The 25,542-nt window shown below is 38.5% G+C and carries 20 protein-coding genes and 2 pseudogenes; 4 read left to right on the top strand and 18 right to left on the bottom strand.

Annotated features, from left to right (window positions below; all coding sequences use genetic code 11):
- Positions 1-74: 74 nt before the first annotated feature.
- The 3 genes from SMI_RS10925 to adcAII all read right to left on the bottom strand — a co-directional run bounded on the left by SMI_RS10925 (position 75) and on the right by adcAII (position 8,365).
- The gene (locus SMI_RS10925) at positions 75-4,058 is read right to left on the bottom strand and encodes a pneumococcal-type histidine triad protein (RefSeq protein WP_000672613.1); all 3,984 of its coding nucleotides are present in this window, start codon (positions 4,056-4,058) and stop codon (positions 75-77) included.
- Positions 4,059-4,347: 289 nt separating this feature from the next.
- Entirely contained in the window at positions 4,348-7,440 is a 3,093-nt protein-coding gene (locus SMI_RS05790; RefSeq protein WP_000700513.1) for a pneumococcal-type histidine triad protein, read from the bottom strand.
- A 7-nt stretch (positions 7,441-7,447) separates the two neighbouring features.
- Positions 7,448-8,365 (bottom strand): zinc-binding lipoprotein AdcAII, encoded by a 918-nt coding sequence (gene adcAII, locus SMI_RS05795; protein ID WP_012972519.1) that lies wholly within the window; start codon positions 8,363-8,365, stop codon positions 7,448-7,450.
- A 154-nt stretch (positions 8,366-8,519) separates the two neighbouring features.
- Between adcAII and SMI_RS10790 the strand changes: the two genes are divergently transcribed.
- A complete protein-coding gene (locus SMI_RS10790) occupies positions 8,520-8,735 on the top strand; it encodes a hypothetical protein (RefSeq protein WP_231840202.1) in 216 nt (71 codons plus the stop codon).
- On the opposite strand, the gene SMI_RS05805 is transcribed toward SMI_RS10790, so the two are convergent.
- From SMI_RS05805 to SMI_RS05835, 7 genes and pseudogenes are all read right to left on the bottom strand, one after another.
- Positions 8,708-10,099, bottom strand: a complete 1,392-nt coding sequence (locus SMI_RS05805; RefSeq protein WP_001020328.1) for an APC family permease — start codon at positions 10,097-10,099, stop codon at positions 8,708-8,710. The two genes, SMI_RS10790 and SMI_RS05805, sit on opposite strands and share 28 nt — an antisense overlap.
- A gap of 125 nt (positions 10,100-10,224) precedes the next feature.
- Entirely contained in the window at positions 10,225-10,791 is a 567-nt protein-coding gene (sdbB, locus tag SMI_RS05810; RefSeq protein WP_000757386.1) for a thiol-disulfide oxidoreductase-associated lipoprotein SdbB, read from the bottom strand.
- An 11-nt stretch (positions 10,792-10,802) separates the two neighbouring features.
- Positions 10,803-11,297, bottom strand: a pseudogene (locus tag SMI_RS05815) (cytochrome c biogenesis CcdA family protein); the annotation flags it as partial.
- 15 nt (positions 11,298-11,312) lie between these two features.
- A protein-coding gene (locus SMI_RS05820) for an IS5 family transposase (protein WP_164925521.1) occupies positions 11,313-12,118 on the bottom strand; the annotation gives its coding sequence in 2 pieces (ribosomal slippage) (positions 11,313-11,741 and positions 11,744-12,118; 804 coding nt in all).
- Between the two features lie 38 nt (positions 12,119-12,156).
- Positions 12,157-12,372: pseudogene (locus tag SMI_RS05825) on the bottom strand (cytochrome c biogenesis protein CcdA); the annotation flags it as partial.
- 212 nt (positions 12,373-12,584) lie between these two features.
- Positions 12,585-12,860, bottom strand: coding sequence for an HU family DNA-binding protein (locus SMI_RS05830; RefSeq protein ID WP_001284640.1), 276 nt, complete (start codon positions 12,858-12,860; stop codon positions 12,585-12,587).
- 107 nt (positions 12,861-12,967) lie between these two features.
- Complete coding sequence (locus SMI_RS05835; protein WP_000161407.1) at positions 12,968-13,807, bottom strand: DegV family protein; 840 nt, start codon at positions 13,805-13,807, stop codon at positions 12,968-12,970.
- A 140-nt stretch (positions 13,808-13,947) separates the two neighbouring features.
- On the opposite strand from SMI_RS05835, the gene SMI_RS05840 reads away from it, so the two are divergent.
- Positions 13,948-14,796 carry a YitT family protein gene (locus SMI_RS05840; protein WP_000592064.1) on the top strand — a complete coding sequence of 283 codons (849 nt, stop codon included), beginning with the start codon at positions 13,948-13,950 and terminating at the stop codon, positions 14,794-14,796.
- Between the two features lie 87 nt (positions 14,797-14,883).
- Here the strand turns inward: SMI_RS05840 and SMI_RS05845 are convergent, their stop codons facing one another.
- The 5 genes from SMI_RS05845 to SMI_RS05865 all read right to left on the bottom strand — a co-directional run bounded on the left by SMI_RS05845 (position 14,884) and on the right by SMI_RS05865 (position 19,989).
- Entirely contained in the window at positions 14,884-15,801 is a 918-nt protein-coding gene (locus tag SMI_RS05845; RefSeq protein ID WP_000587430.1) for a bifunctional riboflavin kinase/FAD synthetase, read from the bottom strand.
- A gap of 215 nt (positions 15,802-16,016) precedes the next feature.
- Complete coding sequence (locus tag SMI_RS05850; protein ID WP_000631534.1) at positions 16,017-16,877, bottom strand: methionyl aminopeptidase; 861 nt, start codon at positions 16,875-16,877, stop codon at positions 16,017-16,019.
- A 15-nt stretch (positions 16,878-16,892) separates the two neighbouring features.
- The gene (spxR, locus tag SMI_RS05855) at positions 16,893-18,170 is read right to left on the bottom strand and encodes a CBS-HotDog domain-containing transcription factor SpxR (RefSeq protein WP_000033827.1); all 1,278 of its coding nucleotides are present in this window, start codon (positions 18,168-18,170) and stop codon (positions 16,893-16,895) included.
- Positions 18,163-18,714, bottom strand: a complete 552-nt coding sequence (locus SMI_RS05860) for a GNAT family N-acetyltransferase (protein WP_001028728.1) — start codon at positions 18,712-18,714, stop codon at positions 18,163-18,165. The genes spxR and SMI_RS05860 overlap by 8 nt, the downstream gene beginning before the upstream one ends.
- A 15-nt stretch (positions 18,715-18,729) precedes the next feature.
- The gene (locus SMI_RS05865; protein WP_001227097.1) at positions 18,730-19,989 is read right to left on the bottom strand and encodes a UDP-N-acetylglucosamine 1-carboxyvinyltransferase; all 1,260 of its coding nucleotides are present in this window, start codon (positions 19,987-19,989) and stop codon (positions 18,730-18,732) included.
- Between the two features lie 221 nt (positions 19,990-20,210).
- Between SMI_RS05865 and SMI_RS05870 the strand changes: the two genes are divergently transcribed.
- Entirely contained in the window at positions 20,211-21,377 is a 1,167-nt protein-coding gene (locus SMI_RS05870) for an IS30-like element ISSmi1 family transposase (protein ID WP_000163001.1), read from the top strand.
- Positions 21,378-21,814: 437 nt separating this feature from the next.
- Here the strand turns inward: SMI_RS05870 and eno are convergent, their stop codons facing one another.
- Positions 21,815-23,119 carry a surface-displayed alpha-enolase gene (eno, locus tag SMI_RS05875; RefSeq protein WP_000022818.1) on the bottom strand — a complete coding sequence of 435 codons (1,305 nt, stop codon included), beginning with the start codon at positions 23,117-23,119 and terminating at the stop codon, positions 21,815-21,817.
- Positions 23,120-23,282: 163 nt separating this feature from the next.
- Here eno and SMI_RS05880 point away from each other — a divergent pair, with 163 nt between their 5' ends.
- On the top strand, positions 23,283-23,729 hold the full coding sequence (locus SMI_RS05880; protein WP_000131073.1) for a DUF1694 domain-containing protein: 447 nt from the start codon (positions 23,283-23,285) through the stop codon (positions 23,727-23,729).
- Here SMI_RS05880 and SMI_RS05885 read toward each other — a convergent pair.
- Together SMI_RS05885 and serB are read right to left on the bottom strand one after the other, a co-directional pair.
- The gene (locus SMI_RS05885) at positions 23,726-24,841 is read right to left on the bottom strand and encodes a glycerate kinase (RefSeq protein ID WP_000706392.1); all 1,116 of its coding nucleotides are present in this window, start codon (positions 24,839-24,841) and stop codon (positions 23,726-23,728) included. The two genes, SMI_RS05880 and SMI_RS05885, sit on opposite strands and share 4 nt — an antisense overlap.
- A gap of 8 nt (positions 24,842-24,849) precedes the next feature.
- Positions 24,850-25,494: a phosphoserine phosphatase SerB gene (serB, locus tag SMI_RS05890; RefSeq protein ID WP_000084504.1), complete on the bottom strand. Its 645-nt coding sequence runs from the start codon at positions 25,492-25,494 to the stop codon at positions 24,850-24,852.
- Between the last annotated feature and the right edge of the window lie 48 nt (positions 25,495-25,542).

The following is a 25,542-nucleotide window of genomic DNA, read 5'->3' on the forward strand; positions in this document are numbered from 1 at the left end:
ACTTACACCTCAGATATACGACATGCCCGTCGTACCTAAAAAGACGAGGTAGCTCAGCTACTTCGCCTTTCTTTTTATTCTGCTGGTTTTTCTTGATTTCCAGTACTTGTTGTAGATTCTGTTGTTTCCTTTTCTGAAGCTGATTCAGCAGGTTTAGAGTCTGTTGTATTGCTTGCTTTGTTTTCGTCGCTAGCAGTTTCACTGTTAGATTCTGCAACTACGTTTGGTCGGTTCTCAGCACTGGTCTTATCACCATTTGATTCGGCATTTGTTGCTGGAGTTGCTTCTTCACTTGCGCTTGATTTTGACTTGATTTCTTGATTCAAGACTAGAATAGCTTTTGTCAACTCAAGTAAAGCAGCCTTATCTTTACTCTTAGCAGAAAGTTGATCTAGTAATGCATCCACCTTATCAAAGTCTGCATCAGAACCCTTATTGTTTTCTAAATAAGCATGAAGCGACATAAGAATATCGTAGAGTTTTTGATAGAGTACAAGTGTCTGAGGATCTTGCTCAGCATTTTCCTTTTCTTGTTGAAGGGCGCTAGCGATACGAGTCAAGATATCTTTCACCTGACTGTTTACTTCATCCAAGTCTGCATCAGCCTTGTTTGTGGCAGCTTTTAGATTTTCTACTTCTTCTGCCAAGGATTGTCTGATTCCTTCTTCTTGGATTTGTTCCAAGAGTTGATTTGCCTTGCTCAAAAGACTTTCTACTTCTTCCTTGCTGACATGATTGACATGTTCTTCTTTCTTAAGATCAGGATAGAGTTCTTTTAGGAATTCATAAATTGCTTGCTTAGCAGATTGACTATCAACTGTTTCTTTATCTAAAACTGTTTCATTTACTTTTGAAGAAGTTGGCTGATTTTTCAAAGTCTCTTCTACTTCTTGTTTTGTTTGGTAAATGCTTGGGAACAGTTTATTCAAGTCCACAGCCTTACGGAAAGATTGTGATTGATACAAAGTCAAAGTCAAATTAGCAACTTTATTACGAAGATCATCACTTAAACGACTATCATTTACATGCTCATAAAAGTACTTGATGTATTCCACTGTTGTATCACCAGTACGATCATTAAAGTCTTGAAGAGCTTGAAGTTGTGATTCAATCGCTGCTAAACCAACCTCATCTTTAGCCAACTTAGCTTCTTGAAGACGAACTAGAAGGTCTTTTTTCGGAAGTCCATAAGAGTCAGTATCTAGTGTATTGATTTTATCAATCAAGGCCTGATATTTCTTATCTAGAGCACTGGTTTCAACAGGCTTGACACTTTCATCAATATGGATATATTGCTTATCAAAGAGGTCAAGTCTTGCAAGATAACCCGCAGTAGAGTTGGTTGCAAGTTTCTTCATACTCTCAGTAAATTGACCCAAAGCCAACTCAATCTGTCTTTGTTTAATAGGTTGATCTTGATAAATCGTTCTACTTTCAGCTAGAAGTTGATCTACTTTTGCCAAGACTGCCTTCTCATCAAAATCTCCAGGTTGATAGTTGGATTGGAGAGCTGGAATCTTGTTTTTCAAAGCTACTTCATAGCCCTTAGTTTGAACCTTGATATAGTGATTGTGGTCGCCATGAGGAATCACAAAACTACCATTTTCTACCTGTAAGCTATAAGGAGACACACCATCACGTAAGGCAGTAGTATAGAGTTCATTTAAGAAATCAAGTTCTGGATTGCCAGTTTGGAGTGGAAGTCGAACATGTTCCTTACGAACAGCATAGGGATGGATATGAGTTGGATCATAGGCTTGGTCTGGATTTCCAAAGACAAAGAATCCGTTTGAAATTCTAATAGCTTCAAGTGGTACACCATAGGTCTTAGAAATGTAAGCAATCTTTTCTTCATCGCTAGCATCTCTTGAGAAAGACTCTACCGTTTTAGCAAGAGGTTTTACATACTCTGCATCATGATGTGTTTTCAAATGATTCTGCGCTGCCTTAATTTGCTCAGGTGTCAAATCTTTCTTAAAGAAGTAATGATTGTGGTCGCCATGAGTCATGACAAAACCTGACGTATCTTCACTGATGACTCTATCTGCATCAAACCCATGATTATGTTCATCACCATGATGGTGATCATGCTCTTCTTCATCATGATCATCATGAGATGCACTTGGTATTGTCGTATTTGCCCCTTTCAAGTGATCCTGCGCTGCCTTAATTTGATCTGCTGTCAAGTCCTTCTTAAAGAAGTAATGATTATGGTCGCCATGTGACATGACAAAGCCTGACGCATCTTCACTGATAACTCGATTGGCATCAAAATCATGGCCGTGTTCTTCATGGTGATGACCATGTGCTTCTTCATCATGATCGTCATCATGTGCTGGACTTGGTGTTACTGGCGTTTTACCTCTCAAATGATCTTGAGCTGCCTTAATTTGCTCAGGTGTCAAATCTTTCTTAAAGAAGTAATGATTGTGGTCGCCATGAGTCATGACAAAACCTGACACATCTTCACTGATGACTCTATCTGCATCAAACCCATGATCATGTTCATCACCATGATGGCGATCATGCTCTTCTTCTTCATCATGATCATCATGAGATGCACTTGGTATTGTCGTATTTGCCCCTTTCAAGTGATCCTGCGCCGCCTTGATTTGCTCTGCTGTCAAATCCTTCTTGAAGAAGTAATGATTGTGGTCACCGTGACTCATGACAAAACCTTGCTCATCCTCACTGATGACGCGATTGACATCAAAGCCGTGTCCATCTTCTTCATGTTCCTCATGTGAAATTCCTGGATTGATTGGAAGAGATGGAGAAGGTGTTGCTAGACCATTGTTTGGAAGAGTCGGCTGTCCAATTTGATTCGACTTAGGAATGTAATGGAAATGATCACCATGTCTTACAATATAAGCTGTAGCCGTTTCTTCAACGATATCTTTTGGATTAAAGACATAACCATCAGAAGTTGAAGAGAATTCCTTATTCCTAGTCAATGAAGCATGATTCAAACTAGATGGATTACTTGGAAGACTTCCTATACTAGACACTACTTCATTATGTTTTTCATTTGTAGAAACCGTAGAACCAGTTCCACCGATAGGAATCATTCTGGCAATCTTTTCTTCCAAAGCAGAAAGCTTGCTGTAAGGAATAAAGTGGTAATGGTCGCCGTGCGGAATCGCAACTCCATTTGGTGTACGACTGATAATCTTAGTAGGGTCAAAGACCAGACCATCTGATTCACTGTAACGTTTGTCGCTAGGTAAATCATAGAGTTCCTTCAAAAGACTTTGGAGACTTTCAGCTTTACGTTCTGGTTTGCTAGTTGATCCTTGATCTATAACTTGAGTATTATTGTCACTAACTGTTGAAGAATAGCTCAACTGACTCGGTTGCGTATTTTTGCCAGCTAAATGAGCTTTAGCAGCAGCTAACTCACTAGCAGACAAATCACTTTTTGGAATATAATGGTAGTGACCTCCGTGAGGAACGATATAAGCATCACCAGTATCTTCGATAATATCAGCTGGATTAAAGACATAACCATCATCTGTTGTATAGCGTCCCTGAGATCTTGCTACAGCAACATCAGAGCTGACCTTCTCATTATCTTTGACATGTTCTTGTTTTTGACGGTTGATTTCATCCTTGGTTCGAACATTATCAGCATGAGCTACATCTTTCAGATAGACATAATATTTTCCATCGACCTTGATGATATAACCACCCTTGACCTCATTGACAATATCAGCATCTTTAAGTTGATAGTGTGGGTCCTTCATCAAAAGTTCTTCACTAAAAAGGGCATCATAAGGAACTTTCCCATTATAGTAATGATAGTGATCACCGTGTGACGTTACATAGCCCTGATCTGTAATTTTGATGACAATTTGCTCAGCCTGAATTCCTTCTTTTTGGCTAACCTGATCTGGTGTCAGGTTTTCAGTTTTCTGACTTGACTGGCTACCATCTACATAAGAGACACGATTATTGTCCTTATTTTCCTGCGAGCGATGCTGGTTCAACGCATAGGCGCAAAGACTCAAGGATACGATAACAGCTGATCCAGCTGCAATATACTTTTTACTGAATTTCATAAATCCCTCATTTCAATAAATGATGAAGCTTTTTCTTAACTTCTTTTTCTCGGTTAAACAATTTTTTCTAAACTGGTTATTTAACCATTTAATTAACCAGTAAATAGTTTACCTTTTTTAAGTTTATCTGTCAAGATTTTTAGTGAAAGATAATAAAATGATTACTTTAAGAATCTTTTTTCATTTTTTAGCAAGAAATTTCTTCTTTTTATTAACAAATAAAAGGACATTATTCTATCCAATAATAGAACAATATCCTTTCAGCTAGATGATCATCAGTCAAAATATTCTAAGGTTTTATTTGCTTAAGAGTTTTAATGTCATAGGTTACTAAATCCCCATTCTTATTATAAAACTGAACTCCTTCTGATGAAAAAATAAGATATTTAGAATCAATTTGAGCAATTTGAGCTATTTGGTTTATATGATTTTTTAAAGTATCCTTATCTAATCCATAATCTGGTATCTCATCATAATCATCTTCTTTATTTTCTGTATGTGATTTTTCTTCTTCACCAACTTTTTCGACTGAAGGATTGCTGCTAGTCGCATCTGCCTCATTTTGAGATTTATTATCCTTTGGTTGTTCATCAACTTTGTTTGAATCCGTTGCATCTTTCTTTGTTTCCGATTTCTTATCTGAAGAAACTAGATGTGAATTAGAAGAATCATTTGTTGTTTCTTTTTCTTCACTTCTTTTAGCTATCAACTCTTGAGCTTGTTTCCACTCTTTCTCTGATAAATCAGACTGATTGATACTTCTCAATGAATCACCACTAGCTTTTGGAATACTGAAAGATTTATCTGCCCAAATATAAGTTCCCTTTGCCAATACATCCTGAGGATCAAAAATATATCCATCAGGAGTTGCAAACTTGCCTTCTTTAAGTGCTTTCTGAACTTCTTCCGCAGAATGGATAATTTGCCAGTTCTGCATTCCAGGACGTTTTTCAAGAGGAGTTACATTAGCAATAACAGATCCAGCATCATCATGACCTGGTTTTGACCAAACTTCAGGACGCACATCAGGATGCTGCATTACATATTTTATAGTTGCAATTTGCTCACTACTTAACCAAGAATAAGGTACGACGTGAATGTGGTCGATATGCGGAATAATGAAGGAAGTTCCAGTATCATACGTAGTATTGGCTGCATGCATAGGCAAGCTAGATACATCAACAGCTAATCTTGGTTTAATTTCTGTTTCTGCAATATCATAACGATAAGTATCTTTATCTTTAAGCATTAGTTCCTGCTCAGAAAAAGCTATTTGAGTAAGATCGAGTTCTTCACGTGAATAAAAATAATCTTTACCACCTTCATTAATTATATAACCAACTTTACTATTTCTAGAAATCTTATTAGTTACTTTTTTATAATCAAACTTTGGTCTTTCCTTCTCAACTGAATGAACTAAAGAAACGATGTCATCTGGATTTTTACCAGTTTCGTGAATCCATTTAGCAACTTCATCCAATTCGAATTGTTCTAATTCACCATATCCCATATAATGGAAATGATCTCCGTGTTTGGCAATAACACCTGATTTATCAACAGAATCGATGGAATCTTTGGTAAATATGTATCCATCACTCGTATCATAAGGCTTACCATCTAAACCTTTTCCATATGCTTTGATTGGTTGTCCTAAGAACTTATGAACTACTTCTTTTGATACTAAAGGTTTAATATCTGTAGCAATTTGATTTAATCCATTTTGCCCTTTTAACGGAATAATTCTAGCAATCTTCTGCTCTAAATCAGACATTTGTGAATAAGGAATAAAGTGATAATGGTCTCCGTGAGGCACTGCGACACCGTTAGCTGTACGTTTGATGATTTGTGCCGGATCAAAGACTAGTCCATCCGATTCCACATGGCGTTCTGATAAAGGTTTGGCATACAATTCACTTAAAAGTGTTGGGATATCTTCCCCTTGGTCTTGATGATAAGTTGGAGTGACAGTCAGGTTTGGAGTCTCTGTCAAACTTGGTTGGGCTGGTTTAGCATTATCACTACTTGGTTTACTTGAGCTTGTGGCAGAATGTGAGCCCTGTTTACCATTCCAATAAGCTTGGGCAGCAGCCAATTCTCCTGCTGACAAATCACTCTTCGGAATATAGTGGAAATGATTGCCATGCGGTACAACAAAAGCATCACCTGTATCTTCAATCACATCTGTCGGACTAAAGACATACCCATCATCCGTTGTATAGGCTCCTCCAGTTCCTCGATTCGGTGCAGGCGTATTGAGATTAAAGTTTGGTTTAATCGGTGAACTTGGTGTTGAACTTGGTTTATCTGTACTGCTTTGTTTCGTATTGTCAGCATGACTTTGAACTGGCTGACCTCCAATTGGCAGATTTCGAGCCAATTTTTCTTCCAAAGCAGACATTTGCGAATAAGGAATGAAATGGAAATGGTCCCCGTGAGGAACTGCCACACCATTGGCAGTACGTTTTGTAATCTGTGCTGGGTCAAATACCAAGCCATCAGACTCCACATGACGTTGGCTAAGTGGCAAAGCGTACAATTCTTGAAGGAGACTAGCTAAATCCTCATTTTGACTCTCAGAATTTGTTGCAGGATTTTGAGGGGTCTCAGATTGACTTGTTCTCACACTAGATCTTGTTTCAGCTCTGCTTGAACGATATTCAACCGTACTTAATTGGCCACCTTTTCCAGATAAGAAGGCTTGGGCAGCAGCTAATTCACTGGCAGACAAGTCACTCTTCGGAATATAGTGGAAGTGATTTCCATGAGGAACGATATAGGCATCACCCGTATCATCCATGATATCAGATGCATTAAAGATATACCCATCATCCGTTGTATAACGACCCTGAGCTCTGGCTGCAACTACCGCCTGATCGTTAGAAGCGCCTCCATGATTACTACTGTGTTCCTGCTTCTGACGTTTAATCTCTTCTTTTGTCCGAATATTGTCCGCATGAGCCGCATCCTTACGGTAAACATAGTATTTCCCGTCTACCTTAATCACATAGCCACCCTTAATTTCATTGACAATGTCTGAATCCTTCAACTGATAATTCGGATCTTTCATCAGCAGTTCTTCACTGATGATAGCGTCATAAGGAACCTTGCCATTATAGTAATGATAATGATCTCCATGAGAGGTCACATAACCTTGATCCGTAATCTTTATAACAATTTGTTCGGCGTTGATTCCCTCTCTCTTACTAACTTCATCTGGTGTCAAGTTCTCTGCCTTTTGACCAGCCTGATCACCATCTATATAAGCAACTCGATTAGAATCTTTCTTAACTTGACCAGCTTGGTAACGACCAAGTTCATAGGAACAAACACTTAGGGCAAGAACTGCCACTGAACCCGCTACATATTTTTTATTGATTTTCATTCTTTCCTCACTTTAATTCTTCTGCTAGAACACTCATATTTTCTTCAAGATTTTCTAGGTAAGTCTTGTCATTTTGTGGGTCTGCCTCTAAAGGATTCAGAGTTTTAAGACCTACACCTGTTGATTTAACAAGAGTTTCAGCTACTTTTGAAGAAGCGTTGCTTTCTGTAAAGATCGTTTTAACCTTATAGGTTTTAACAAATTCCTGAATTTCTGTTAGTTGTCGTGGACTTGGTTCTTGTTCAGGAGAGATACCTGCAATACCAAGTTGATTGAGTCCAAATCGCTTAGCTAGATAAGAAAATGCTGTATGTTGTGTTACAAAGGTTTTCTGAGTCGCTTTTTCAAATTTAGGCTGGAATTTCTTAGTCAATTCTTGAGCTTTTTTGATAAAGGCTTGCGCATTTTTCTGGTAAGTTTCTTTATGCTCACTATCCACCTCTGAAAGTTTATCAGCGATAATCTGAGCTTCTTCGCCAGCTTTTTCAGGATCTAGCCATATGTGAGGATCATAAAGCGTTTTTTCATCAACTCCATCCCCTGCTTCCACATCTTCTAACCCTGGAACACGATCTAAAGTCATACCCTCAGATGCCTCTAAAACCTTAACTTTGGATTTTTTTAGATTGGGATCCAGACTTCCCGCCCAGGATTCAAGCGTATGCGAATGGTAAACAAAGACATCTGCATCATAGATGGCTGCGATATCATTTGCTGAAGGTTCAAAAGAATGAATCCCACTACTTGACTGAATCATTCGAACATCATTCAAGTCACCAGATACTTCCTTGACCATGGCATAGATAGGATAAAAACTGGTCACAATTTTCATCCCTTTACCTGACTGGCTCTCCTTCTGCCCACAAGCACTTAAACACAAAAGAAAGATACTTAACAATACTAAAAATAAACTTTGTTTTTTCATATACAACCCCTTAACTATTTAATTAACTGGTAAACATTCTACTCCTAAAAATTTAATCTGTCAAGATATTTTTAGAAAAAATTTGAAATTTCTTTCACAATATAAGAATCTGCTGAGTTTCAACAACTCAACAGATTCTCACTTTATATACTCAATGAAAATCAAAGAGCAAATTAGGAAGCTAGCCGTAGGTTGCTCAAAACACTGTTTTGAGGTTGTAGATAAGACTGACGAAGTCAGCTCAAAACATGTTTTTGAGGTTGTAGATGAAACTGACGAAGTCAGTAACCATACATACGGCAAGGCGAAGCTGACGTGGTTTGAAGAGATTTTCGAAGAGTATTATTCTTCTATGGTAGAATGCTTATAGCCATAAGTAAAGTAAATGATACTTCCTACTAACAATGCAACTAAGAAAGCAATCCAAGTTTCCATATTATACTGTAACATAAAGGATAAACAAATGATGATTGATAAAATCGGTAATAAGGGTACCAGTGGTGTTTTAAATTCTCCTGCTTTGGGCGTCCCCTTTTCTCTCCGTAAGCGAATCAAACCATAGGCCAGCATAATCAAGTAGGCTAAGGTACAAATATTTAAGAAGGCTGCAATACTAGCTAGCGGGAACATTCCTGCTGCTACTGATGAAGCTAGGCCTGTCAAGATAGTAGCATTTTTGGGTACCTTGCTTGTTTTGGTCAGTTCTTTAAAGGCAGCAGGCATCAAGCCATCACGCGCTAAACTGTAAATCATACGCGATAGGGCATAAGTCATCGAGATACAAACAGTAATCAAGGTCAAGATAGCCACTAATGACACATAATTAGCTGCCCAACTAATCCCAACGCTACGAAGGGCAAAGGCAACGGCATCGTCGACATTTAGATGACTATAGTGAAGCACACCAGTCAAAACAAGAGTCACCAAGGCATAAAGAATGGTTACGATAGAAAGCGATAAGACAATCCCTCTAGGAATATTTTTTTGAGGAGTCTTGACTTCATCTACAGCCATAGAGATGGATTCAAAGCCCAAAAAACCAAAGAACATCAAGGACGCACCAGCCATAATACCAGTACTAGCGCCATAGATTTGGCCAAAACCATAAGGAGCAAAATTGCTCCAATTATCAAGCTTGATATGCCAAATTCCAACCAAAATAAAGAGAGCTAAAGCGGAAAATTTCAAAATCACTAGAATAGAATTAAAGCGTAAGGCAGCCTTGGCATTAAGTAAAACAAGCGAGGTAACTAGAACCAATACAAGAATAGGTAATAAATCAACAATCGTCCCTGCTTGAGGATTAAAGGTACCATTTAAAGCCTGAGGAAGGGCTATCCCGTATTGAGAAAGCAAGCCTTTAAAATAAGCTGCCCAACCCGAAGCTACGCCTGATATGGCTGTCATGAATTCCATCATGGTTAACCAACCAGCCAACCAAGCTGGGAATTCTCCTAAAATAGCATAGAGATAGCTGTAGGCACCTCCTGTAGCGGGTACTCGTGAAGCAAACTCTGCAAAAAAGAGAGCTGATAATCCCACACACAAGGCAGAAATGACAATTGAAATCACTAGGGCTGGACCCGCTAGAGTTGCGGCTGCAGTACCTGTAATTGTAAAGACGCCTGTCCCTACCATGGCTCCGATACCTAACAAAATCAAATCCCATAATTTCAAATGCCTGTGCATCTCCGTTTTATCCAAACTAACATTCTTTGTTCTAAATATATTCATCTTTGACTCCAAAATAAAATGATGATTCTATTTTACCATAAATATAGAACATTTGTGAATATTTATAAAATATTTTTCTAAAAAAATCTGACTACTCTTTTGTAATCAGATTTTCTTTATCAATTCTAGTTCATTTCTTTAAAGGCTGCTTCTGCATCCGCATTACTGATAACACCAAATTGAATCTTTCCAATCTTTCCTTGACTGTCAATCAGGTATTCTGTAGGAATGCTTCGAATTTGATAAGCTTGGAAAGTTGTTGCTTTAGTATCATAAAGTACTGGGATATCCTTATATCCTTGTTCTTGGAACCATTGTGGGAATTGCTCGACAGTTTTTTCACCCTGAATTCCTGGTGCAATGACACTAAGAATTTCAAAGTCACGATCTTCTTTTTCAGCTAATTTCATTAACTCAGGAATACTTTTCTTACATGGACCACACCATGAAGCCCAAAATTTCAAGTAGACTTTTTTACCCTTATAATCAGATAACTTAACTTCTTTACCATCCATGGATTGTAAGGTAAAGTCTGGAGCCTCTTTCCCAACAGCAATTTGTTGTACAGTCGTTTGTTGCTGTTGTTTTGGGGATTGTTCTGGTGCTTGAGTATTTTTAGACTCTTCCTCACCACAGGCCATCAATACAACTACTGACAAGAGGCTTAAGCCAGCAAACATTACTTTTTTCATCTTTTTCTCCTTTATTCAAAAATTCCAGCTAGAACATTTACCTGTCCTAATAGTAACAAAATTCCCATTAAAATAATGAGGAAACCACCAATTTTCTTCAGTAGCATCATATGACGTTTAATTTTACTAAAATAAGGCATCACTACTCCTGAAGCTAGGGCCAAGAGCAAGAAAGGAATGGCCATCCCTAGAGTGTAAATCAAGGTATAGATAGCACCTTGCCAAGCGCCATTTCCTCCAGAAGCCGCAAGCGCTAAAACAGAACTCAAAACTGGACCAATACAAGGCGTCCAACCAAAGCTAAAAGTAATACCGAGTAAAAAGGCTGACCAATAACGATTGGCTTCTGATTTCTTAAAAGTAAAGCTTTTTTGGATCTCTAATTTCTTAAAATGAAAAATTTCCATTTGGTGAAGGCCTAAAATGATAATAATTGTTCCCATGGTATAGCGAAACCAATTGGCATAGAGAATATTACCAAAGTAACCAGCACCAAATCCTAGAATAGACTTCCTGCGAAACTAAAATCCTAGTTCACGGTTGATAATTCCAGCAATCAAATTCATTCGTAATCCAAAGCGTTTACGTCGATTTCGATAGGTTGTTGAAAACATTTTAAACGTTTTTACTTTGGCAAAAATATTCTCAACCTTGATTCTCTCTTTAGATAGCACATGATTATAGGATTTATCTTCAAGAGTTAGTGGCTTAAGTTTACTTGATTTCCTCGGAGTTTGCGCTTGTGAATACATCTTCATGATCCCTTGATAACCACTGTCTGCCAAGATTTTACCAGCTTGTCCGATGTTTCTGCGACTCATTTTGAACAACTTCATATCGTGGCAATAGTTCACTGCAATATCCAAAGAAACAATTCTCCCTTGGCTTGTGACAATCGCCTGAGCTTTCATAGCATGACATTTCTTTTTACCAGAATAATTGGCTAGTTGATTTTTTTAGGACGATTGATTTTTACCTCTGTTGCATCCACAATCACCGTATCCTCAGCACTAAGATGAGTTTTTGAAATCGTAAAACCATTTTGAATAAGAGTTGCTTCAACCCATTGACTCCGACGGATTAAGTTGCTTTCGTGAATGCCAAAATCAGCCGCAATTTGTTCATAAGTGCGGTATTCTCGCATATATTGAAGAGTAGCCATGAGGAGGTTTTCTAGGCTTAACTTAGGGGTTCGTCCACCTTTTGCGTGTTTACGTTGATAAGCTGTTTTTAACACAGCTAACATCTCTTCAAAAGTAGTACGCTGAACACCAACAAGGCGCTTAAATCGTGCATCACTTAATACTTTACTTGATTCATAATTCATAGTTTTATTGTATCATATTTTTGTTTCGCAGGAAGTCTAATAAAGAAAATGAGTGAAATGCCTGCGATAAAGCAAAGAGTTCGAATCAAGCCAGACCACGCAACTTTTCTACCAAACAAAGAAAAGCTTTTTGCACTTTCCTGATCATCCAGCAAAATTCCAGTATAAACAGGTAACAGAGGAAAAATGCAAGGGGAAAAGAAGGACAAAATCCCTGCTAAAAAAACGGAGATTGAAAATACTATCGTTTCCAATAAAAAACCAACTTTCTTAATAATTCTAATCCTATTTTACTATAATCAATTTCATTTGTATGATTTCTGCTACGCAATTTGAATTAGTCTGTATTTGAAAGATTTTCCGGTACTAGTTCATTCAGATTCTACCCCCTTTTTTGCCCCCTATACACAAAAAAGCCTACTGCCCAAGCTAGAAAGCTCGATGCAATAGGCTTTTTAAAGGCTAATTATTTAACAGCGTCTTTAAGAGCTTTACCAGCTTTGAATGCTGGAACTTTAGAAGCTGCAATCTTGATTTCTTTCCCAGTTTGTGGGTTGCGACCTTTACGTGCAGCACGCTCACGAACTTCAAAGTTACCAAAACCGATCAATTGAACTTTTTCACCAGCTGCAAGGTACTCAGTTACTGCTGCGAATACAGCTTCAACTGCTGCTGCTGAGTCTTTCTTAGTCAATTCTGTAGCTTCTGCTACTTTAGCGATCAAATCTTGTTTGTTTGCCATGTTAATGATTCCTCCAATTTAATTTCTAATTAACAAATATAATCATATCCTAAAATCCCTTTTAGGTCAAGTTAAAAGCGCTATTTCTTCCCATTTTATTTATTTTTTTAGGAGTGGTAACGTACTAAAATAGCCCAAGCATTCTCACCCGTGTGAGTTTGAATAATAGAGCCCGTTTCCAAAACTGAAATTGGCTTTTCAACATAAGCTTGTAAGCTTTCTTTCATCTCTTTTGCCCAATCAGAACTTCCAGAATATGAAATTCCAATCTCTGCTACAGAACGTTCAGAGAGTGATGTTATCAACTCATCTAACCATTTTTTAAAAGTTTTAGCTCCACGACCTTTAACGATTGGCTGCAATTCATGGTCTTTCATCTGCATGACAACACGTATATTGAGAAGTGAGCTCAACAATCCAGTTACACGCCCTATTCGTCCACCTTTGACAAGATTTTCCAAAGTAGAAACACCAATATAGAGCTCTGTATGGTTTTTAACCTCTTCTACATGAGATAAGATTTCCTCCAACTCTTTGCCTTCTTGCGCTAATTTTGCAGCCTCAACAACTTGGAATTTCAAGGCTTGGTCAGTGAAGGAACTATCAATAACTGTCACATCGGCAGTAGATAAGCTAGCACCTTGACGTGCCGCTTCTACAGTACCAGAAAGAGCATGGGACATATGAATAGCAAGAATCTGGCTACCATCTTTGCATAGGTCTTCAAAAACTTCAGCAAAGACACCTACAGGTGGCTGACTTGTTTTCGGAAGGTTCTTACTTGCTTGCATCAACTGAAGAAATTTACCTTCTTCTTTCAAATCCGCATCAGAATAAACAACATTATCAATCATTACAGATAAAGGAACAACAGTGATATCTAATTGTTTTACTAGTTCAGGTTCAATAGTAACAGATGAATCGGTTACAATCTTAATTTTTGTCATAGTATCAATCTTTCTATTTTAGGATTCAGATTGGTTTTCTTACTTTTAATTATATCAAAAAAAGATTAAAAATCCTAATGGAGTCATTCAAATTTTCCTTAAAAATTTGATATAATCTACTTATAAGAAAAGAGGTCCCTATGATTAAAAAAATTTATCCCATTTTAACCATTTTACTAGGTGCTGCTATTTATGCTTTTGGGTTGACTTATTTTGTAGTTCCCCATCATCTCTTTGAAGGAGGGGCGACAGGTATTACCCTCATCACCTTTTATCTTTTTAAAATCCCTGTTTCTCTCATGAACCTGCTGATTAATATTCCCCTTTTCATACTAGCTTGGAAGATTTTTGGAGCAAAGTCTCTCTATTCTAGTCTGCTCGGAACCTTGGCTTTATCTGCCTGGTTAGCTTTTTTTGAACGTATTCCCCTTCATATTGATCTTCAAGGTGATTTACTAATTACAGCCCTTATAGCGGGAATTCTATTAGGAATCGGTCTGGGCATTATCTTTAATGCTGGAGGTACGACGGGCGGAACTGATATTCTAGCTCGTATTCTCAACAAATACACTCATTTGTCCATGGGGAAACTGCTTTTTATCTTAGATTTTTGTATTCTCATGCTCATTCTCCTTATTTTTAAGGATTTAAGATTGGTTACTTACACTCTTCTCTTTACTTTCATTGTATCCCGAGTGATTGATTTGATTGGAGAAGGAGGATACGCAGGTAAAGGATTTATGATTATTACCAAACGTCCTGACCAACTTGCTAAGGCTATTAATGATGACCTAGGAAGAGGTGTTACTTTTATCTCAGGACAAGGCTACTATAGTCAAAAAGATTTGAAAATTATCTACTGTATTGTCGGAAGAAATGAAATTGTTAAAATGAAAGAAATGATTCATCGAATCGATCCTCAAGCCTTTATCACAATTACAGAAGCCCATGAAATCCTTGGAGAAGGCTTCACCTTTGAAAAAGAATAAAAAGAGGTAGTGTAGTGACCTCAAAAGTTAGACTTATTCATCTATCTTTTGGGTTACAAACAACCTCTTTTTTGTTTTCTAAAACGCTCAAGACCAATTCCGAGCGACTTCTTCATCAGCCTTTAACTGATCCACTAATTGGTCAACAGAATCAAATTTTGTCATATCACGAATGCGATCAAGCCAATAAACCATGACGGTTTCCCCATAAATATCTTGATTAAAATCAAAAATATTGACTTCAAAACGTGCTTCTTCTCCATCAAAGGTCACATTTTTCCCGACACTAGCCATAGCACGATACTTCTGTCTTTGAATCTCAACATCAACAACATAAACGCCATCTGCTGGCATATAAGTACGGTCTAAAAGCACTAAATTAGCTGTTGGATAACCAATCGTACGACCACGAGCATTACCATGAACCACCATACCTCTGGATGGAAGCGGTGCCCCCAAAAGTTCTCCTGCTTCTTTCACATTTCCATCTAAAATAGCTTGACGGATACGAGTTGAACTAATCTTTCCTTTCTCATCTTCAACAGGTGGGACAATGATAACTTCTCCATCAAAGTAATCCTTTAAATCTTCTGCTGTTTTTTTGTCAGAACCAAATGTATAATCAAAACCTGCAACAATAATTTTGGCATTCATAGCCTTGATATAAGTCGCAAAAAATTCTTCTGCTGTGAGACTAGCAAATTTGCTACTAAAATCAAGGAGATACAATTCTTCTACACCTTCTCGTTTTAATTTTCTTTCACGTTCAGCAGGGTTCAAAATATGCAAAAACAAATCCGGATGATAAGGCTCTAAAGCAATCTTTGGAGATTCATTAAAAGTCATAACTACGATAGGCAATAAGTCTTTCATCGCAGCCTTGTTGGCAACACGAAACAATTCTTGGTGTCCTTTATGTATACCATCAAAATAACCGAGAACAACGACCGAATCGGATGGTGTGCCAATATCTTTTTGATTTTTTATAGGAATAGTAATAATCATAAAATAATTATATCATAGTGATAGCTATTTCTGGAACAGAAAATCTGAAATGTCATTTTTTTAACCTGAAGTGTACTATTTTAGAAGAATTTTATTTTTGAAATCAGAAAAACGCATTATACCAGGCATTAAAAGCTTGATACAATGCGTTTTTTATGAAAAGATTTAATGGGTTTTCTAACAAAATGAACTTCCAGTAGTCTTTTCACTTTTTATTAATAAGTTCCTTCTTCACCCTGACTAGTCAAGATTACTGGACCATCCTTAGTAATGACAAATTGGTGTTCATATTGACAAGATAGTCCACCGTCAATGGTTTTATGTGCCCAACCGGTCTTCATATCTGTATCAATTTCCCAGTCACCTGTATTGATCATCGGTTCAATAGTCAAGACCATTCCTTCACGGAGACGAAGCCCACGACCTGCAATACCATAGTTAGGAACCATTGGTTCTTCATGCATAGTTGGGCCAACACCATGACCAACCAAATCACGCACTACACCGTATCCACGACTTTCAGCATATTCTTGAATAGCCGCACCGATATCACCGATACGATTTCCAACAACAGCCTGCTCAATTCCCTTATACATAGCTTCTTTAGTCACATCCATCAAGTTTTTCACTTCTTCGGACGGTGTACCAACAGCATAAGCCCAACAAGAGTCTGCTAGGCCACCAGAATAGCTCTGAGTGTATTTTTTCATTTGTTCAACATTGTTGAAGTTTAATTTTGAGACATTTAGGTCAGATTTAGCAATTGGACCTCCCAAAACCATATCAACTTTGAGCAAATCACCATCTTTCAAGATATAGTGACGAGGGAAAGCATGAGCTACTTCATCATTAAGAGAGCAGCAGGTAGCATAAGGATAGTCCATCATTGCACCGTCAACCCCAATCTGAAGTGGAAGGAAATTTTCTTCTTTACAACGACGGCGAACATACTCTTCAACTTCCCACATATCTAGACCAGGCTTAATCAAATCACGTAAGCCGATATGAATACTTGCTAGAAAATCTCCAGCCTTGTCCATAGCTTCAATTTCACGAGCTGATTTTAATGTTATCATCTTTTCTCCTAGTTTCTAATTAATTTTAACAGTCACATTTGCTTTTGAAACAATCTGATGACCATGATAAATATCGTAGTCAATAATAGCTGACCGTCTAGTATGATGAATAATGCGTGCTTGAATGCGCAGTATATCATCTATCTGAACAGCCTGTAAAAAGTAGATCAGCATTTGCTCGATGATGAGATTGCGACCACTATTCACAACTAAATCTTGTGTCATGTGGGTCAAAATTTCTGCCAATACACCATTAGCCAAAACACCGTTCTTCTCTAGCATAAAGGGTTCCACTGTAATCACTACTTTATCATGGTGATAAGAAAGTTTTTGACCAATCTGCTCAGAAAAAGTTGGTAGAGCAGAAACTTGGGAACGGCTCATCTTCTCCATGACATCTCGTCGTGTCACAACTCCAAGCAAGGTTTGATTATTCCGAACAACCGGTACCATTTCAAAATCTTCAGCAATCATCCGTTGACTCACATTGGCAATATTTGTCGATAAACCAACCAAAAATAGACTACGAGACATGACTTTATCAATTGTCGTGCTTGGTGATTTATCACCAGCATCTCTCATGGTTACAACTCCCACCACAACCTGGTGTTGATTGATAACTGGGAAACGGCTGCTACGATTCTTACGAACTAAGTCCAAATAATCTTTAACAGTATCAGTCTCTCTCAGAAAACCATATTCATGACTCGGGCGATAAAGTTTCTCAACTGTCAAAATATCTGTTTTGATTTGAACATTTGACAAGGCCTTATTAATCATGGTCGCGACAGTGAAAGTGTCATGTTTGCTTCTTAAAACAGGAATTCCTTTTTGATTGGCCAGTTTAAGCACGTCATCATGAACCTGAAATCCACCTGTAACCAGAACTGCATTTTCATTTTCCAATGCTAACAATTGAATACGAGTCCGGTCTCCAACAATCAAGAGCCCCCCATCATGAAGATAGGATAAGATGTTTTGTTCGGTCATGGCACCAATAGAAAACTTACTAAATTCTCTCTCTAAACCTTCTTGACCAGCCAGAACCTCAGAAGAAGTCACTTCAGCAATTTCAGCAAAAGTTAATCTCTCTATAGCAACTTTCTGAGATTTAACACGGATAGTACCACTTCTTGGGCGAGTCTCTACAATTCCACGGTTTTCAGCTTCTTTAATAGCCCGATAAGCCGTTCCATCACTGACTCCTAGATGGTTAGAAATGCTTCGAACACTGACTCTTTTACCAACGGGTAATTCCTCCAAATAGCTTAGAATTTCCTGATGCTTACTCATTGAATTCTCCTTTTACATACCGAAATTCAAGATAATCTCGCATTTTTCTTGTGTAACGATCACTTCCCTTAAACTGACGAATCAATCGAAATCCAGACTTAAGAGCAACCCGTTGACTAGCTTCATTTTCAAGGTGGGTAATAATGGACAATTGTTTTAAACCAAATTCCTCAAAAGAAAGTTGGCAAAGTTTTCTTACAACTTCTGTCATAAAACCTTGACACCATACATCTTTTCTCAAAAAATAACCAAGTTCTGCTTCTTTTTTAATTTCATCTAGCTTCTCAAACTTAATTGAACCAATCATTTGTTGATTTTTCTGGTCACAAATTGCCCACACTCCCAAAGGGGACTTCATAAAGTAATTAGCCAGTGCATACTGGCTTTCTTCTAGACTTGCCTGCGTTGGAAAAATAAATTGAAGATTTTCTGGATTCGAAGCTATCTCGTGGAAATCCTGACTATCACTAAAAAAGAAAGGACGCAAATACAAGCGATCCGTTTCAAAAAAAGAAAACATTGCTAATTTGGTCCAAATATTCATAAACACCTCTACGGTTTAATCCTCAACAAGTGTAATATCTGCTCCTAGATTACGTAATTTTTCGATAATATCAGAATAACCACGTAAGATGAACTCAATATTTGTAATTTCAGTCTTGCCTTCAGCCATTAAACCAGCAATGACAAGTGCGGCCCCAGCTCTAAGGTCAGTAGCTTTTACATTTGCACCACGTAAACTACGGCCACCAGTATATAAAATATGGTCGTTTGTAGTCGTAATATCCGCGTCCATCTTTGCTAGTTCAAAAACATGGTTTACTCGTTTTTCATAAATGGTATCAATAATGGTACCACGCCCCTCTGCTGTTAACAAGAGAGGAGTAATTGGTTGTTGCAAGTCAGTAGCAAAGCCTGGGTAAGGAGCTGTCTTAATATTGATTGCTTTCAAATTAGACTGTTCTTCGACAAAAATACTGTCTTCAGATACAGTCATTCTCACTCCCATTTCTTCCAACTTAGCAATGAATCCTTCTAAGTGTTCATAAAGAACATTATTAATCCGAATTCCCTTACCAACTGCAGCAGCTAAAGAAATATATGTTCCTGCTTCAATACGGTCTGGAATCACCTGATGACGCGTTCCATGTAATCTGTCAACACCATCAATAATGATAATATTGGTTCCAGCACCACGGATATGAGCACCCATATTATTTAAGAGAGTGGCAACATCAATAATTTCAGGTTCTCGGGCTGCATTTTCAATAATAGTACGGCCATTTGCTTTAACCGCAGCAATCATTGTATTAATCGTCGCACCGACACTAACCGTATCCATGTAAATACTTGCACCGTGAAGTCCTGTTTCTTTAGCAGATAACTTCATGTTATCTCCCTCGTAGCTAACAGTTGCTCCCATAGCTTCAAAAGCCTTAAGGTGTAAGTCAATAGGGCGAGGTCCCAAATCACATCCACCAGGTAAACCAACAGTAGCTTCCCCAAAGCGACCTAAAAGACTTCCATAAAAATAATAAGATGCACGAAGACTATTGATTTTCCCATAAGGCATTGGAATATTCTGAACACCTCTTGGATCAATCTCTAACACATCATCATATCTCTTAACAGTAGCACCCATTAATTCCATAATTTCGACAAGACTAGCAACATCGGAAATATCTGGCACACAATCCAAAGTCACAACATCATCTGCCAAGATAATAGCTGGAATCAAAGCTACAACACTATTTTTTGCACCACTAATGGTAATCTCACCTTGCAGGGGCAAGCCACCATTGATTACAATTTTTCTCATTTTAAATTTTTAATACTCTTTCAAAATTTCTAAAAAGGTCCTACATTGAAGTATATCATAAATTCACCCTTTTTTCCATCATTTTCAATTATATTAGCTGAATCGTATTTATTGCGTAACTTCTCAAAGTAACTTCCATCTCTCTCCCAAAACTGGAAGTTAGTCTCAGACGATGAATTATGCTAGAATTAAGTCTGAGACTTTTCGTGAGGAGGTACCTCATGACGAAAAAACAAAAACATCTCACTCTAGAAGACCGTATTGACATCCAAACTGGAATCAGCCAACAGGAGACTTTCCGTTCCATCGCTGAGAAGATGGGGAAAGACCCGTCAACGATTTCAAAGGAAATCAAGCGCAATCGCATCATGCATCCAACATCCGTCAAATCTGATTGCACGGATTGCCCTCTTCTCAAAAAAGCTCCTTATGTCTGTAACAACTGTCCAAAAAAGAGGACGGATTGTGGGTTTAACCGCTATCTTTACTACGCGAAAAAGGCACAGGAGCATTACGAGACTATGTTGAGGGAATCCAGACAGGGCATTCCCCTAAACAAGGAAAGTTTTTATCAGATGGACAAGATCTTAACCCTAGGCATCCAGAAGAAACAAAGCATCTACCATATCATTCAGACACATAACCTACCTGTGTCGAAAGCTACGGTGTATCGGCATGCCAAGCTGGGCTATCTGACAGCCAAGCCCATTGATTTCCCTCGGATGGTCACGTTCAAGGAACGCAGAAAATCCAGAAAAGTAGCTATTCCCAAAGAGCTGAAAATTGGGCGGACCTATCAAGATTTCCAAGAGTTACGAGAAACTGATGATTTCTTCAAATGGTTGGAAATGGACACGGTCATCGGCAGACCTGGTGGAAAGCTACTGCTCACCTTCAACGTTTCCTTCTGTAATTTCCTCTTCGCCTTGCTTTTGGACAACAAGACTGCTCTGGAAGTCGCCACTAAATTCGCAGCTTTGAAAGAAAGAGTCATGGACGGAGGGTATGCGTTCCATCAGCTGTTCCCTGTCATTCTCACAGACAACGGATCTGAGTTCGCCTATGTGGAGGAGCTTGAGCGAGACATTGATGGGAAGTCTCACCTCTACTTCTGCGACCCTAGCCGTCCTGACCAGAAGGGGCGGATTGAGAAGAACCATACGGTTTTGCGAGCCATTCTTCCCAAGGGCACTTCCTTTGACCAGCTGACTCAGAAAGACGTCAATCTAGTCATTTCCCATGTCAATTCCTTGAAACGAGAAGAGTTTCAAGGAAAATCTGCTTACGACATCTTCACCTTCACCTTTGGCGAGGACATCGCTGCTCTTCTGGGTTGCCAATTTGTCAAACCAGAAGACACACACCTATCACCTGATTTATTGAAATAAAGGGAATTTTCCCCTCTAACTACACATCTTATCACCATCGAAAAGTCTCACACTAAACGCTAGCAACTGGAATTTACTCTAAGACGACTCTGTTTTAGGGCTATTTGTCGTGCACTTTTTTCTGAGTCTTTTCGCTTTTGAACCCTTATATATCAAGAAAAAGAAAACCAGTGGAAGTTAGTCTAAGACGGATTTCCACTGATTTCACGCATTTTTCTCATACTAAAAGCTAGGTTGTGGGAAACTGGAAGTTAGTTTTAGAAGTTACCATCGTATTTATTGGTAGCTGAGCTTTCTTAAAAAGTTTTGCCCCTTTTTTGCCCCCTAAATACAAAAACAGCCCTTCGGATAAATTCCGAGGGGCTAGAAACGTTGTTAAATCAACGGCCGAACTTTTGAGTTTCAAAGTTCGGGATAAAATAGTTCACTGAACTATTTTATTTCTTAAGGTTGTAGAATGATTTCAATCCACGGTATTCTGCTACTTCACCAAGTTGGTCTTCGATGCGAAGCAATTGGTTGTATTTAGCGATACGGTCTGTACGTGAAAGTGAACCAGTCTTGATTTGTCCTGCGTTAGTTGCAACTGCGATGTCAGCGATTGTTGAATCTTCTGTTTCACCTGAACGGTGTGATACAACAGCAGTGTAACCAGCTTCTTTAGCCATTTCGATAGCGTCGAATGTTTCAGTAAGAGTACCGATTTGGTTAACTTTGATAAGGATTGAGTTAGCAGCACCTTCTGCAATACCTTTTTCAAGGTAAGAAGTGTTTGTTACGAAGAAGTCGTCACCAACCAATTGAACTTTACCACCAAGACGTTCAGTAAGAGCTTTCCAACCGTCCCAGTCATTTTCATCCATACCATCTTCGATAGTGATGATTGGGTATTTGTTTACCAATTCTTCAAGGTAGGCAATTTGTTCTGCAGCAGTACGTACAGCTGCTCCTTCACCTTCGAATTTAGTGTAGTCGTAAACTTTACGTTCTTTATCGTAAAATTCTGATGAAGCACAGTCAAATCCGATAAATACATCTTTACCTGGAACATATCCAGCAGCTTCGATCGCAGCAAGGATAGTTTCAACACCGTCTTCAGTTCCTTCGAAACGAGGAGCGAATCCACCTTCGTCACCTACGGCTGTTTCCAAACCACGAGATTTAAGGATTTTCTTAAGTGCGTGGAAGATTTCAGCACCCCAACGAAGAGCTTCTTTGAATGATGGCGCACCAGCAGGTACGATCATGAATTCTTGGAAAGCGATTGGAGCGTCAGAGTGAGAACCACCGTTGATGATGTTCATCATTGGAGTTGGAAGAACTTTAGTGTTGAATCCGCCAAGGTAGCTGTAAAGTGGGATTTCAAGGTAGTCAGCAGCAGCGCGAGCTACAGCGATAGACACACCAAGGATTGCATTTGCACCCAATTTACCTTTGTTAGGAGTACCGTCAAGAGCGATCATAGCACGGTCGATAGCTTGTTGATCACGTACATCGTATCCGATGATAGCTTCAGCAATGATGTTGTTTACATTGTCAACAGCTTTTTGTGTACCAAGACCACCGTAACGAGATTTGTCACCGTCGCGAAGTTCAACTGCTTCGTGTTCACCAGTAGAAGCTCCTGATGGAACCATACCACGTCCGAAAGCACCTGATTCAGTGTAAACTTCTACTTCAAGTGTTGGGTTACCGCGTGAGTCTAGGACTTCGCGAGCGTAAACATCAGTAATAATTGACATTTTTTACTCTCCTTATGAGTTAAATTTTTTACACCTCTATAATACCTTAAAACCCCTCCTTTTTCAAGAAAAAACGTTATCTTTGTGCAAATTTTCCTTAACTTTATAAAGTAATCGCTTTCTTTTGTCTGTTTTATTCTAACTTTTATGATATACTGTTTTCATGACAGATTTATCAAAACAATTACTTGAAAAGGCTCATGGTGGAGCAAAATTAAATCCGGATGAGCAAAGACGCTATCTTGGAACTTTTGAGGAAAGAGTTCTTGGATATGCAGATATTGATACTGCAAATAGCCCTCAGTTAGAAAAAGGTTTTTTATCTATTTTAGAAAATCTTCAGGAAAAAGCAGAGCCACTATTTGTGAAAATTTCACCAACTATCGAATTTGACAAACAAGTTTTCTACTTAAAAGAAGCAAAAGAAACTGATAGTCAAGCTACCATTGTATCTGAAGAGCATACTTCTTCTCCTTTTGGTCTGATTATCCATAGCAATGCACCAGTACAAGTAGAAGAAAAGGACCTTCGACTTGCTTTTGCAAAACTTTGGGAAGTTAAAAAGGAAGAACCAGCCAAAACATCTATCTGGAAGAAATGGTTTGGCTAAATCTTGCGCATATTTAATAAGTTCCCGATATTGGCTGCCGTGCGCTCCAGATAGAGACTGGCGTTTTTCAAACTGTCTTCTAAAAGTTCACTTTTCTCCAAAATTGAAAAAGCCGCTTGGATATTTTCAAATGGTAGGGAAGGTAAATCTTCAGCAAGACTACCACAAATAGCAATGACAGGAACTCCGACAGGGGTTCTTTTTGCTACGCCTATCGGCGCTTTCCCAGCAAAGCTTTGACTGTCCAGTCTACCTTCGCCAACGATAACCAAGTCAGCATCTGCAACTTTCTTATCAAAATCAATCAAATCTAAACAGGTATCAATTCCAGACACGATACTTGCCTGAGCAAAAGCACACAAACCAGCAGCAATGCCTCCACCAGCTCCTGCTCCTTTAATTTCCAATGTTGCAGATGAAATTTTTTCATAAAAATCTTGGATTGCCTGATCTACGACTGCAAACATAGTAGGATGTAAACCTTTTTGTTTGCCAAAAGTGTAAGTTGCACCTTGATGACCACATAAGGGACTCACGACATCTGCTAAAATACGAATTTGAACATCTTCAGGAATTTCATAGCGATTTTCTGTTGAAACCGAAGCTAATTTTAGTAAGGATTGACCGCATGCAGGCAAGACATTTCCATCCCTATCATAGAATTGATACCCCAATCCAGCAGCAATACCTATACCACCGTCATTACTAGCCGTACCACCAACTCCAATATAGATATCTTTAATTCCTTGAGCAATGAGATGGCGAATCAATTCTCCAATACCACGAGTTTGGATTTGAAGTGGATTTCGTTTCTCCAGAGGAATTTTTCCAAGACCGACCAAGTCAGCAACTTCGAAGAGGGCTAATTCCCCTTTTTGAAAATAGCGCATGGCTTCTTCTTGACCAAAAGGCCCCGTCACTTGAATCCATTTTTCTTCTAGGTCAAGAGAATGCCGAATAGCATCTACTGTACCTTCCCCACCATCACCAACAGGACAGAGGAGACATTCTACATCTGCTATCGATTGCTGGAAGCCTCTTTTTATAGCTTCAGCTACCTCTTCAGCGGTCAAGCTTTCCTTAAATGAATCTGGTGCAATTACAATCTTCATATTTTCCCTCATTCTAAACAGTCAATCAAAGGAAGAACTTCTAAAAAATCCCTCTTGTCAACATGATGTGGTATTTCTTTTTTGAGTACCTCTTTGGCACAAAAAGCAATTCCCAGTCCTGCTGACTTCAACATTAATAGATCATTGGCCCCGTCACCGATTGCAATCGTTCTTTCTTTAGGAAGTTTTAGTTTCTCTCTCCATTTTTCTAGAGTCTCTTTTTTGACCTGAGGACTGATAATTTGTCCAACTAATTTCCCTGTTAGAAAGCCACCTTTGACTTCAAGTTGGTTGGCAGAGAAATAGGCAATTCCAAGAGATTTTGCTAATCTCTCAGCTATTGGAGTAAAACCACCGGACACCAGACCAACTAGGATGCCATTCTTTTGGAGAATAGAGATAAATTTCTGGGCATTTGGCGTTAGATGAATAGTGTTGAAGACTTTATCAAAAACCGAAACAGGAAGACCTTCCAGCAAGGACACTCTTTTTCTTAAACTGCTTTCAAAGTCTAACTCTCCTCGCATTGCCCGACTTGTAATCTGTGAAATTTCCTCCTCACGACCTACCTCTCTTCCCAACAAATCAATCACTTCTTCTACGAGTAAGGTCCCATCAACATCCATGACACACAAGCCTTTTACTTGAGACATCAGTTCTCCTTTCTAAATAGCCTAAAAATCGTATGAAGTCATCATACG

The organism is Streptococcus mitis B6, from assembly GCF_000027165.1.
GTDB classification, from domain to species: Bacteria; Bacillota; Bacilli; order Lactobacillales; family Streptococcaceae; genus Streptococcus; species Streptococcus mitis_AR.